Raw genomic sequence first — 12,513 nt, forward strand, 5'->3', positions numbered from 1 at the left:
CGTGGATAATGCGAGAGATCAGCAGGCCGGGTGCCCGGGCGCCGAGCTGCAACCCTTGACCTTGGTGTCCCAGGCGCCGTTCTGGCCCTGCAGCACGTAGAAGGCCTTGATCGCATCGCCGTCGTCATTGAAGCCGATCGGGCCGCCCAGACCGGCGAAGCCTTCGAGCTTGGCTAGGTGATCGCGGATCTTGGTGCGGTCGGCTTCGAGATCGGCCGGCTTGCCGGTGACGCCAGTCTTCTTGATCGCGTCGATATACATCGAGACGATCTCGTAGATGTTGGCGTCATACATCGAGGGCTCGATGTCCTTCGGCAGGCCGGATTCCTTGCGCAGCAGCGGCGTCAGGGTGGCCGTGAATTTCTCGGGTGCCGGGCCCGTCATCGTGGCGTAGAAGGTCGCGGGCGCGATCACCGGGATTTCCGGCGCAGCCTTGAGAATCGCCGACGAGATCAACTGGGTGGCGCCGACGACTGGCTTGATCAGACCCTGGCGCTTCATTTCGCGCAGCACGGTGATGGCCTGGCTGTAATCGGCGCTGACGACAACGCCGTCGGGATTCAGGGCTTTCAGCTTGGTGACCTGTGCGGACACGTCGAGGTCGCCGGTGTTGAACGACAGCAGATCGTTCTCGTTGGCGACAATGATGTCATTGGCCTTCAGCACGGCAGGCATGATCACTTTGCCGACGGTGGACGCCGTGGCGTCCTTGGCGTCGAAGATCACGGCGACGGTCTTGATGTTGAAGGCCTTCTTGTAGAAAGGCACGGTGGTCTTGGCGAGCACGCCTTCGTCGATGGTGTTACGGAAAGCCCACGGACGGTTGAGCTTCGCCACGCCTGGCTTCGAGGAGGCCTGCGAGGTGGAGACCACCTTCATTTCATTGGCGACCGGGAACGTCACTTCGGCGGCGCTGGAGGTCAGCGGACCGGCCACGGCGAGAACCTTCTCGTCGCCGGCCAGCTTGCGCAGCGAGCTTGCGGCCTGCGCCGGCTTGGCGGCGTCGTCGAGGATGGTGATCTTCAGCTTGGCGCCATTGATGCCGCCGGCATCGTTGGTCTGCTGTTCCAGCATCTTCAGCGTGACGGTGTTGCTGCGGCCCCACTCGGCGAACGGACCGGAGCTCGGCACCACCGCACCGATGGCGATTTCCTGCGCCCATGCCTGACCGCCAACCATGGCGGAAAGCGTGACGGCGGCAACTGTGCCCAATACGCGCGGCAAATTCGATTTGATCCGTGACATCGACGATCGTCCTCTTCTGCTGATGCTTTTGCTGCAGTGATCCGCAGCATAATCCAGATAAAGATTTCTATGCACGCCATGTGCCATCGCCAGCTGTGACAGCGGAATGACAGCGTTGGTTGGATCGTCCAATAAATTTCAGGCTTTGACAATCGTCATTCTGAGTATCTTTATAAAATAGTTCTCTTAAGAAGCTAATTTATGCGGCAGTGCGGCCCGGAAATGCAGCAATTCGAAGCTGGCGGGAATGCGCGCAATTGCCTGTTTCACGGGTGTTTGGTGTTGCGGGCGCGTCGCGGCTGATTCCCGCGTCGCCCTTGGGCGGGCAGGGGCTGCGCGCACGGGCGCCGTTTTGTCGCAGCAATGGCGACGCGGGCTGTGGCTATCCCCCGGGGCCTTGGCCGGGTGCAACCGCCGGTCCTGACGCAGGTCAGATTGCAGGCCAGATTCAGCCCTTGCGCGGCTTGCCGCGCTTGGCGACGGCGATCGATTGGGCCTCGGGCGAGAGCTGCTTCACATTGGTGTCGGCCAGATAACGCTGCAACGCAATGGCGCGGTCGCTGGAATCGACGAGCCGCTGCACCATGTCCAGCAATTGGTGGAATTCCCGGGTGCCGAGGCAACCGAACTGCACGTCGTTAACCTGCGCTTGAGTCGGCGCGAGCCGCTCCAGCAATTCGGCGCCATGCGGCGTCACCACGAGGCTGATGCGGCGGCGGTCGCCGGTGTGCGAGGTCTTGGTGATCAGCCCTTTGGTTTCGAGCTTGTTGGTCACCGTGGTGACGAAGGCGCCGCTCAGATGCAGGTGATCGGCGACGGCGCGCACATGGACGTCGCCTTGCGCCGACAGATGCCGGATCGAAATCAAGGTCGTGTATTCGATGCCGGCGAGGCCGATGACGGCGGCGTGACCTTCGCGCAAGGTCTGGTGGCGGACCAGAAAGCCGAACAGGCTGTGGACGAGGCGGCGGAACTGGGCGTCCGAACCGTCCACCAGCAGCTCCGGACGGGAGACCGTCAATGCAGCGCGGGACGCCGGCCGGCCTGTGGCAGGCTTCTTGCTGATCTCCTTGCCAACTGATTTGCCGATCGAAGTGGAGCGCGCTGCGGATTTGGCCACGTGATGATCCCATGTATCAAAACTTGCCCGAGCTTGGCGGCTTCGCGCGGTAATTGCAATCGCGACGAATGATGCAAGTGTGCGAATGCCACAGGTCCGCTTGACAACGGATTCAAAATAGCTTCGGATGATAGCTATTAATAGGGATGACCGGCGCGCGGCCGGCAGCAGGTGACGGAGAAAAGTGATGAACAAGGCATTTGGATCCGGGGCGGCAGTTGCCGGCGTCAAGACTGGCGCCCAGCATGTCGCCGCTGTGCGCGACGGCCGTGCGGTCTATCTCGACGGCAAGAAGGTCGATGACGTCTCGACCCATCCGGCCTATCGCCATGCGGTCGCCTCGGCCGGCGCGCTCTACGACTATCAGGCCGATCGCGCAAATATCGAACGTATGACCTTCGATGTCGGCGGTGGTCGCCGCGTCAATCGCGCCTGGCAATTGCCGACCAGCTACGCGGAACTGGTCGAGCGTCGCAAGGCGCTGGTGGAATGGGCTGAACTGTCCGGCGGCTTCCTCGGCCGCTCGCCCGATCACGTGGCGTCATCCATGTCCGGCATGATGATGGGCATCGAGGTGTTCGACAATTACGATCCGAAACGCGCGCAGGCGTTTCGCGACTGGTACGACTACGCCCGCAAGAGCGACCTGTTCCTGACCTATGTGATCAACAACGTGCAGGGCGACCGCTCCAAAGCGTTCGGCGATCAGGGCAAGAATGCTCAGGACATGGTGGCGCGCATCGTCGACGAGGATTCATCGGGCATCACCATCCGCGGCGCAAAACTGTTCGCCACGTCAGCCATCATGGCCAACGAGATCTTCGTCGGCTCCGGCCAGCCGCTGCGGCCGGGCGAGGAGCATCTGGCGTTCTCCTGCGCGCTGCCGATGGGGACCAAGGGCCTCAAGATGCTGTCGCGGAAATCGTTCGAGGCCCATGCGCCGAACGAATACGACAATCCGCTGGCCTATCGCTATGACGAGAACGACGCACTGGTGTTCTTCGACGACGTGAAAGTGCCGTGGGAGCGCGTGTTCCTGCTCCGCAACACCGACATGTGCCGCGCCCAGCTCCATGACACACCGGCCCATGTCTACCAGAACTATCAGGCGCAGATCCGCCTGTCGGTAAAGCTGCGTTTCCTGGTCGGCCTCGCGCGCGGCATCGCCAAGACTATCGGCACGATCAATTTCCCGCCTGTCATGGAGACGCTCGGCAAGCTCGCATCGCAGGCCGCGCTGATCGAGGGCATGGTGCTCGGCATGGAAGCCGGCGGCGCGATGCGCGGCGACTATTTCCTCCCCAACAAGCATCTGCTCTATGCGGCGCAGGTGCAGTCGCAGGAGATGTATCCGCAGATCATCAGCGCCATCCGCGAACTTGCCGGTGGTGCGCTCTTGATGCTGCCGTCCTCGGTGGATGATTTCAGCAATCCGGAAATCGCGGACATTATCGGACTGACCCAGATCTCGCCGGCGATGTCGGGCCAGGACCGCGTCAAGCTGCTGAAGCTGACCTGGGACGCCGTCGGCTCCGAATTCGCCTCGCGCCATCTGCAATATGAGATGTTCTATGCCGGCGCCCAGTTTGTCACCCGCGGCCATAGCTACCGCACCTATGACTGGGAGCGCGCGGCGGGCATGGCGGAGAAGATGACGGCGAAATATGATCTGCCGGAGTTCAAGGACAGCAACTAAAGCGCAGTCGCTTCCTTAACCTCTCCCCGTCCTTTACGGGGAGAGGTCGCCGCGTCTTCGCGGCGGGTGAGGGGCCATTCTCGGAGTTCAACGCAAGCGCAGTATGCGCAGTTCGGAGAACGTGCCGATGTGTGAGGGATCAAATGCGGCGGGTCTTGTGCCTCGCCCCTCACGCCACCCCTCTCCCCGTGCAAGATGCGGGGAGAGGGAGCCTACCGTGCGTGCCGCTGCTTCTCTGCAATCCCGATCAATGCGCCGCCGCGCCCGAGAAATCCCGCGGCAATCTCGTCTCTGCCACGCGCACATTCCGCATCCCCGCCGGCGTATTGCGGCTGCGGCCGACGAAGCGCGGCACGCCGTCGGTGATCACGGCGCTGACTGCCGGCACATCGCCATTCACAAGCGCCGATAGTGCATCGTCCTGCGAGCCGCCGGCGCAAGCGTCGATCAGCACCACGTCGGCATCCCTACCGGCCTTCAGGAAACCGTTGTTGAGCCGATAGACCGTTGCATTATTCCCCGTCGCCGCCGCGATCGCCTGTTCGGGCGGCATGCCGCCCAGGCTGGCGAGATGGCTGATGGTGTAGAACATGCCGAGCGGCATGATCCCGCTGCCGGTCGGCGTATCCGTCGCGATCAGCAGCCGCTCCGGTTGTTTGGCTTCGTCGAGCAGCTTCGCCGTCAGCAGCGCGGTGCGAAGATTGCCGGCGGTGCAGAGCTGCAGCGCGATGTCGCTTTCATTCACCAGCCGCGCAAAGCCGGCTTCCGGCATCGCCACCGGTCCGCCATTGACGTGAAACGACACGCTCGGATTCGATTTCAGCACGTGTTCGGCCCAGATGCCGGACGAGCCGGGGATCGATGAGCCGCCGGTATGCATGGTGGTGACCATGCCGAGCTTGCGTGCGGCGAGCATCAAGGGCGCATAGTCGAATGGTGTCTCGAATGCGCCGAAGCCGGCCTTGGCAAGCCACAAGCCGGCCTTCACCAGTTCTTCCAGATCGGCCTCTGTCAGTCCCGGCTCGAGGATGATCGAGCCGGCATGCACGCGCATGCCGCCGGGGCGATAGTCGAGGAAACAGGCGCGCGCCGCCAGCGCCAGCGCCTTGACGCCGGCAGGATCCTTGGGACGTCCGGGGACGTGCACTTCGGACGCGGTGATCGACGTGGTCGTGCCGCCATGCACGTAGCTTTCGAGATAGCCGACCACGCGCTGCCTCGGCGTATAATCGCCAAAAGTGATGTGCACATGGCTGTCGATCAGACCGGGAATCGCCGTGGTGCCGGCGGCGTCGATCACCACATCGGCCGATGACACCTGGTCCGAGGACAGCGTGCCGATCGCGCTGATGCGCCCGTCCTGCATCAGCATGCCGTCGCCGTCGGCGAACGGCGCCTTGAGATCACCGGTGACGATGGTGCCGATATTGACGATGGCCGTTTTCATACCCGTCTCCGCAATCTCAAGGCCGTCCAAGGCCGCACAAAGCCGCAGCCTAGCGCAAGCCGTCCTTGCCGCCGATATCCCTCGCATTCAACCCGCCGACCCGCGCATTGAGCCGCCCACGATTGGCGAGACAGACGATCAGCGCAACTTCATCAGCCGCCGGCGCATCGGGTGGCAGCGTCACCGAGACGCCGTCATAATGCGAGCGGACATAGAGCGCGTCCTTGTGCGCCAGGGGAACGTCGATCAGGCAGCCGGGAGCGGCGAGCTTGGTGAAAGAGGGGATCCACGCTTCGGCGCCGCCCACGGCCTCGCGCAGCGGCGTCGCGAAAGTCGTGGTCAGCATCGCATTGGCATGTTCGAGTTCGCCGCCGAGGCCAACGACGCCGCCTTTGCCGTAGCTCTCCACCTTGTACGATCCCATCGCCTCGACGGCGAGCTTCGCCAGCACGGCGCCGACATCGACGCTGGCGGCAATTGCCTCGGCGAGGTCTTCGACATAGCGTCCGGCATAGGGATTGGCGACGATGGCCACGGCGGCGACGCGGCGCAGCGGCTGGTCATGCCGGTGGCCGGCCTCGACCTCCTTGTGGTCGGTGAAGCAGAGCAGGCGCCTGATATCGAGTTTCATGATGTTCTCCCGTCAGATTTGGCGCCGATCCTGACCCAGTAAATGCATTTGATCAATAGCTTCGTTAAGAAGGTATGCAGAATCGCTTGACGAAGCAGGGGGCGCCAGCCAATCCTGTAGTGGATCGTTCACTGGGAAGCGGTATGTCTCGTTCCAAGGTTGCGCCGCTCTCCAAGACGACGGCACTGCGTAAATCCGAAAAGCCCGCGGTGAAGACGGGAGCCAAAACCGCGCTCAAGGCCAAACTTCCGGCCCCGGCGCTGACCACCTCGCGCAAGGCGCTGCTGGTCGATGGCTCCGATCATGCATTCCGGCAACTCGTGCACACATTGCTGGCGTTCCTCGCGCGTCACGAGACCGTGCGTGAGGGGCATGCCGCCGCGATCGGCTTGGCCGGGATCGAATACACCGTGCTGATCTCGGTCAAATATCTGGCCGCTGAAGGCGACGTCAGCGTGCGCGAACTCGCAGCGCATCTGCATCTCAGCGGCGCTTTCGTCACCACGGTGTCCAACAAGCTGCAGCAGATGGGATTGCTCGACAAGCTCGTCGATCCCGCCGATCGCCGGCGTCTGCGTCTCATGGTGACACAGGCCGGCGATGCGCTGCTCGCAAGCCTCAATCCGACGCAGCGTCAGGTCAACGACGTGCAATTCGATTGTCTCAACGCGGACGAATTTCATCAATTGCTGGGGAGCGTCGAGCGACTCGTCGAATCCAGCGAGCGTGCCATTGCGCTGCAACGCTATCTGCAGCCGCGTGGTCTGGATACTCCGGCGCCATCTGATGGCGGCGACAAACCGGCACGCCGCAAAAAGATATAAATCTGCGGTCTTTGGTACGAATCGAACCCGAATGCTGCGGCACCGGTATGGATTGCCGATATCGGGCGATTGAATCGGGTGCGACGACATGAGACATAATGTCACTCAGTCGCTGCGAGGAAGACATGTCCCAGCTTGATGCATCCCCAACGCCGCAACCGGCGCCGTCACAACCTGTTGCGCCGACACCTGCGCAACCGGCTGCGCAACCGCCCGCACAGCCTGCGGCGTTGACGCCAGCACAGCAGGCGTGGCGTCGTCTTGCGATTCCGCTGCTAGCCGTTGCTGCCGCGGTTGTCTTCATCGTTCTGGCCACCACCCGCTGGGACATCTGGATGGGCAACCGCGCGGTGCAAACCACCAACGATGCCTATATCCGCGCGCAGACAACGCGGCTGTCGAGCCGCGTGGCCGGTGCCGTGAAAGCCGTGCCGGTGAACGACTTCCAGCACGTCAAAGCCGGCGATCTGCTGATCCAGATCGATCCCGCGGATTACGAGGCGCAGGTAGCGCAAGCCGAAGCCGGCGTCGCCGGTGCGCAGGCGGCGCTGGACAATCTCGCCAACCAGGTCGAGCTGCAATACGCCACCATCGCGCAGGCCGAGGCGCAGCGCGTGTCGGCGCAGGCGATGGAAGTGCAGGCGCAGCAGGAGCGGGAACGTCAGGCTTCGCTGACGCAGACCGAAGCCGGCACGCGGCAGCGCTTCGAACAGGCGACTGCCGCCTATGCCAAGGCACAGGCCGACGTGAAGGCAAGCGGCGCGGTGATCGCTGCGCAAAAACATCAGCTCGAAGTTCTCGCCGGCACGCGCAAACAGCGGGCCGCCGACCTGCTCGGCGCCAAGGCGACGCTCGATGCCGCGAGGCTACGCCTGAGCTATACGAAGATCGTCGCGCCCTTCGATGGCGTGGTCAGCGAGCGCCAGGTGCAGCCGGGCGATTATGTCAATATCGGCTCCAGCCTGATCAGCATCGTGCCGCTGCCCGACGTCTATGTGATCGCCAATTTCAAGGAAACGCAGCTCACGCGCGTGAAGCCCGGCCAACCCGTGGACATCGTCGTCGATACATTCTCGGCGGAGACGCTGCGCGGCCGCGTCGAGCGGGTCTCGCCGGCATCGGGATCGCAATTCGCCTTGCTGCCGCCGGATAACGCCACCGGAAATTTCACCAAGGTCGTGCAGCGCGTACCGGTCCGCATCACGCTCGACAAGGGACAGCCGCTGCTCGACCGGTTGCTGCCGGGCATGTCGGTAACCGCCAGCATCAACACCGACGCGCCGGCGGCCGGCAATGGCGGAAAGTAAGGTCATCGAAAGCGGCCCGGTCTCGACCGGGGGCGTTTCGCACCATCCGATCTTTGCGGTCGGGGCAGTGCTGCTCGGCGCGTTCCTCGCCAATTTCGATACGCGTATCTTCTCCATCGGCCTCGCCGATCTGCGCGGGGCGCTGGGGCTGAGTTTCGACGAAGGCGCGTGGCTCTCCACCGCCGGAACCGCGTCGCAGATCTTCATCGCGCCGGCGGTGGCCTGGATGGCCACCGTGTTCGGGCTGCGCCGCGTGCTCGGCATTCCTGCCCTAGTCTATGCGGCGATCTCGCTGGTGATCCCGCTGGTGCGCGACTACAATCTGCTGCTGGTGCTGAACATCGTGCACGGCATGCTGCTTGGCACCTTCGTGCCGGCAACGCTGCTGATCATCTTTCGCAATCTGCCGATGAAGTGGTGGCTACCGGCCATTGCGATCTATTCCATTCGCGTCGGCTTCTCGCTCAATTCCGGCACCGCGCTGGTCGGCTTCTATGTCAGCCACATCGGCTGGCAATGGATGTTCTGGCAGGATGTCATCATCGCGCCGCTGCTGGCGCTGTTCGTCTGGCTCGGCACACCGCGCGAGCCGATCAACCGCTTCGTGCTGTGCGAGGCGGATTGGGGCGGCATGCTCTTGCTCGGCACCGGCATGGCGATGATCTATGCCGGGCTCGATCAGGGCAACCGGCTGGACTGGCTGGGTTCGGGTACCGTGGTGGCGCTGCTTGGCGGCGGCACGGTCCTGACCGTCGGCTTCTTCATCAATGAGTCGGTGGTCAAACGGCCATGGGCGCATGCCGAGGTGCTGCTGTCGCGCAATATCGGTCTCGCGCTGCTGACGATCATTCTCTACACCATGACCAGCCTGTCCAATTCATCGTTGGCGCCGAATTTTCTCACCAACATCGCGCTGTTGCGGCCGGAGCAGTCCGGCATGTTGTTTCTGCTCTATGCCGTCGTGCCGATGATCGTGCTGGTGCCGCTGTCGATCTGGCTCATTCGCTACTACGACGTGAAGTTGACGCTGATCATTGGCCTTGCGGCATTCGCCGCCGCCGCCCTCCTGGGCACGCAGCTCACCCATGAATGGGCGCTTGGCGATTTCATCCCGATGGTGATGTTGCAGTCGCTTGGGCAGAGCTTCACGCTGCTGCCCATCGTGATCATCGCACTGTCGAATTCCGATCCGTCGCGCGCCACCGCCTTTGCGGCCTATATCCAGGTCTTCCGACTCGGCGGTGCCGAGATCGGCATCGCGTTGATGGGCACCTGGCTGCGCGTGCGCGAGCAGATCCATTCGAATCTGCTCGGCCAGCATGTCGCCAGCGGCGATGCCGATGTCGTCGGCATTCTTGCCAAACTCACCGGCCGCTTCGCCAGCCATGGCGAGGGCCTTGCTCAGGCCCGCGGCATCGGCACGCTCGCAAGCCTCGTGCAGCGCGAGGCCAATACCCTGGCCTATATCGACGGCTTCTGGCTCACCTTCTGGTTCGCGATGGCAGCGCTGATCGTCGTGTCGTTGATCGGCAACGCGCCGAAGGGACCGTTCACGCCGAAGCCGCGGGGGTGAGGGGACGAGGCGACCTCACTCGTCATTCCGGGGCGTGCGTCGCCGGCGAAGCCGGCAGAGCACGAACCCGGAATCTCGGACTGTTTTGCGCTGAACATGCTGGGATTCCGGGTTCGCCTGCGCGAAGGCGCGCAGTCGCCCCGGAATGACAGTGTGGGGCGGGAAGACAGCGCCCAAACATTTTTTCCTATCTCCCGTTGACAGTATCCCGGTCTGGTTTATATTCCCATTCGTCCTGCCCCACCGAGAGGGGCGATCGCGATCGTCACGTTCGCGGGGCAGGATGCGGTGGACGCCGGAGATGCGGCGTCACGCGGTTCATGGGGGAACGTCCGTCTTCGGGCAGGACGGATCTGCGCCAGCACTGCCACTGGCAAGGACACGGCCGACCTTGGGATGGACAGACCCCTGGACAGTGTGACGGACGACCAACTCGAAACGCGTTCGGCCCAGTCGCTTGAGGCTCCCTTCCCATCGCCTTGGGACTTTAATTCGCGATCGGAGCGTTCGTCGAGGCAAAGTGCAAGCAACCGAAAAAACACCGCATGCGGAACGTCGGGCACTTGCTCGGCGCCTCCGAAAGTCCTGATGCACACTAGATTGCGGAAGACCGCATCGCATCAGGCCCAAGGGTGCAACGGGCACCTGGCGTTCCGCACGCCCTCTCACAGGGGCAAGGAATGCAGCAGACGACGGCGCCCCCGCGCCGCAAACAATGGGGGCGATGACGCATGTCTGAAGAGCAGTGGCTGTTTGACAGTTGAATCTGAAATAACGTGACGCGCGAACGTCCAAACCAGACGCCGTCATGCCCGGCGCATGCCGGGTATCCACGCCTGGGCGACATCCACAGCAAGGCGTGGATGGCCGGAACAAGTCCGGCCATGACGTGTGCAGAAGCCTGGGATCATTGCGAAGCTCGCTTCGCGTAGTCGGGCCACGACGACCGAGAGCATCACGCGGGATCGCAGGATGGGTGGAGTGCAGGCGCATCGCGCAGGAGCGAAACCCATCAACCACACAAGCTCAGAAAAGCGATGGTTTCGCGAGGACGCTCTACCCATCCTACGATTGCGGACGACGCTCGCCGCTAATCCTGCAGCTCGTTCACCTTGCTCACCCAGATACGCACGTCAGTGAGCACCTGCGGCAGCACGTCCTTGACCTCCTGCACGGTCATGCCGGCCTTGATGCGGGGATCGTAGAGGATGTTGAGGATGTACTGGTCGTAGACGTCGAAGAAGCCCATCTGGACGTTGTCGTTGAACATCGTCCACGGCACCGTACTGGTATCGTTGATCGGGCCCAGCGACTGCAGCAATTCCTCATAGGCGCAATCGAGAAAGACGAAGTCGCCATTGTCGACGGTGAGGATCACGTCGGAGCGTTCGATCTCGAAGGCCTCGTTCTTGCGGAAGCCGGACAGGCATTGCGGGTCCAGGGAGTCGCGGATCTCGTTGGCCCGGTCGGTGCCATAGAAGGTCGAGATGGTGCGATAGAGATCGCGGTCGCGCACCAGCTTCACCAGTACATTGGCGTCGTCGCGGTTGTCCGCCATGGCGATGTTGAGATGCTGCACCCGGCGCGCGATGTCGGTCACAACCTTGGCGATTTGAGCCTTGCGGTCGGCACGGCCCTCGGCGAAGACCCGCACCGGAAGCTCATATTTGCGGATGCGATCGACGCGGCCGGCGAGGTGATATTCGGCGCCAAAGGCGGTCTTGAAAAAACCGTCGATGATCTCGCTGTCGGTAAAGGTTTTCTTCTCGGTGCGCTGGCGCGCCGTAACGGCGGGCGGCTCGCTCGCACCGGCATAAGACGGCTGCGGCACGAAGGCGGTCAAAGACGCTAGCGCCAGCAGCGCGGCAATCGTCCGGACGATGAATCGATCTGGTGTCGGGGCGGGCATTATTACTCAAGTTCTCGCAATGCGCGTATTTGCGCAAGCGTTCAGTGCCGCCCCCGCGGACAATTCGAAGGCTTCCCGCAGGAAGCCTTCGTTCTCAGGTCAAGCTCAGTTCTTGACGATGACCGTCGCGCCGACCGAGACGCGGTTATAGAGATCGGTGACATCGTCATTGGTCATGCGGAAGCATCCCGAGGACACGGCCTGCCCGATGGTCTCCGGCTCGTTCGAGCCGTGGATGCGGTACAGCGTCGAGCCGAGATACATGGCGCGGGCGCCGAGCGGGTTGTCGATGCCGCCGGGCATGTGGCGGGGCAAATCGGGCCGGCGGGCGAGCATCTGGGCCGGCGGGGTCCAGCTCGGCCATTCCTTCTTGGCGGTGACGCGGTGGACGCCGCCCCAGCGGAAGCCATCGCGGCCGACGCCGATGCCATAGCGCAGCGCCTGGCCGCCCGGCTGCACCAGATAGAGCCGGCGCTCGGAGGTGTTCACGACGATGGTCCCCGGGGCGTAATTGCTGTGGAAGCCGACGGTCTGGCGCTGGATCGGGCCGGAGCTGTTGCCGCCGCCATTGCCGAAATTGGAGAAGAAGTTGGAGAGCGACGGGCCGTCGTCGACCTCGAAGTCCTGCGCTGGTGGCTGGTTGCGGACGCGTGCATCGGCAGGAAACGCAATTGTGGTGAACGCGGCTGCGGCAAAAAAGAGAGCAAAAAGGCGCTTCATCATGGTCCTCGCCAGAAAAAATTGAGGCCCAAGACAGGCCA

Annotated in this window: 10 protein-coding genes; 4 read left to right on the forward strand and 6 right to left on the reverse strand. The window is 63.1% G+C overall.

Annotation, left to right across the window (positions count from 1 at the left end; genetic code table 11):
• Positions 1 to 18 precede the first annotated feature (18 nt).
• Positions 19 to 1,245: an ABC transporter substrate-binding protein gene (locus tag AB7813_RS28170; RefSeq protein ID WP_170849727.1), complete on the reverse strand. Its 1,227-nt coding sequence runs from the start codon at positions 1,243 to 1,245 to the stop codon at positions 19 to 21.
• Between the two features lie 448 nt (positions 1,246 to 1,693).
• Positions 1,694 to 2,365, reverse strand: a complete 672-nt coding sequence (locus AB7813_RS28175; RefSeq protein WP_158596773.1) for a MarR family winged helix-turn-helix transcriptional regulator — start codon at positions 2,363 to 2,365, stop codon at positions 1,694 to 1,696.
• Between the two features lie 187 nt (positions 2,366 to 2,552).
• Between AB7813_RS28175 and AB7813_RS28180 the strand changes: the two genes are divergently transcribed.
• The gene (locus AB7813_RS28180; RefSeq protein WP_439082862.1) at positions 2,553 to 4,061 is read left to right on the forward strand and encodes a 4-hydroxyphenylacetate 3-hydroxylase family protein; all 1,509 of its coding nucleotides are present in this window, start codon (positions 2,553 to 2,555) and stop codon (positions 4,059 to 4,061) included.
• Between the two features lie 247 nt (positions 4,062 to 4,308).
• On the opposite strand, the gene AB7813_RS28185 is transcribed toward AB7813_RS28180, so the two are convergent.
• Both AB7813_RS28185 and AB7813_RS28190 read right to left on the reverse strand, forming a co-directional pair.
• A complete protein-coding gene (locus AB7813_RS28185; RefSeq protein ID WP_439082861.1) occupies positions 4,309 to 5,508 on the reverse strand; it encodes an amidohydrolase family protein in 1,200 nt (399 codons plus the stop codon).
• A 49-nt stretch (positions 5,509 to 5,557) separates the two neighbouring features.
• Positions 5,558 to 6,139: an amino acid synthesis family protein gene (locus AB7813_RS28190; RefSeq protein WP_184514327.1), complete on the reverse strand. Its 582-nt coding sequence runs from the start codon at positions 6,137 to 6,139 to the stop codon at positions 5,558 to 5,560.
• Between the two features lie 143 nt (positions 6,140 to 6,282).
• Between AB7813_RS28190 and AB7813_RS28195 the strand changes: the two genes are divergently transcribed.
• The 3 genes from AB7813_RS28195 to AB7813_RS28205 all read left to right on the forward strand — a co-directional run bounded on the left by AB7813_RS28195 (position 6,283) and on the right by AB7813_RS28205 (position 9,843).
• Positions 6,283 to 6,963 (forward strand): MarR family winged helix-turn-helix transcriptional regulator, encoded by a 681-nt coding sequence (locus AB7813_RS28195; protein ID WP_439082860.1) that lies wholly within the window; start codon positions 6,283 to 6,285, stop codon positions 6,961 to 6,963.
• A 125-nt stretch (positions 6,964 to 7,088) separates the two neighbouring features.
• Positions 7,089 to 8,270, forward strand: a complete 1,182-nt coding sequence (locus tag AB7813_RS28200) for an HlyD family secretion protein (RefSeq protein WP_439082859.1) — start codon at positions 7,089 to 7,091, stop codon at positions 8,268 to 8,270.
• Complete coding sequence (locus tag AB7813_RS28205; RefSeq protein ID WP_089268035.1) at positions 8,257 to 9,843, forward strand: MFS transporter; 1,587 nt, start codon at positions 8,257 to 8,259, stop codon at positions 9,841 to 9,843. Before AB7813_RS28200 ends, AB7813_RS28205 begins: the two co-directional genes overlap by 14 nt.
• A gap of 1,090 nt (positions 9,844 to 10,933) precedes the next feature.
• Here the strand turns inward: AB7813_RS28205 and AB7813_RS28210 are convergent.
• Both AB7813_RS28210 and AB7813_RS28215 read right to left on the reverse strand, forming a co-directional pair.
• Positions 10,934 to 11,752: a DUF2927 domain-containing protein gene (locus AB7813_RS28210; RefSeq protein WP_089268029.1), complete on the reverse strand. Its 819-nt coding sequence runs from the start codon at positions 11,750 to 11,752 to the stop codon at positions 10,934 to 10,936.
• A 105-nt stretch (positions 11,753 to 11,857) separates the two neighbouring features.
• On the reverse strand, positions 11,858 to 12,472 hold the full coding sequence (locus AB7813_RS28215) for a L,D-transpeptidase (RefSeq protein WP_439084197.1): 615 nt from the start codon (positions 12,470 to 12,472) through the stop codon (positions 11,858 to 11,860).
• Between the last annotated feature and the right edge of the window lie 41 nt (positions 12,473 to 12,513).

This window comes from Tardiphaga sp. 20_F10_N6_6 (assembly GCF_052076045.1).
In the GTDB taxonomy this organism is placed as follows: Bacteria; Pseudomonadota; Alphaproteobacteria; order Rhizobiales; family Xanthobacteraceae; genus Tardiphaga; species Tardiphaga robiniae.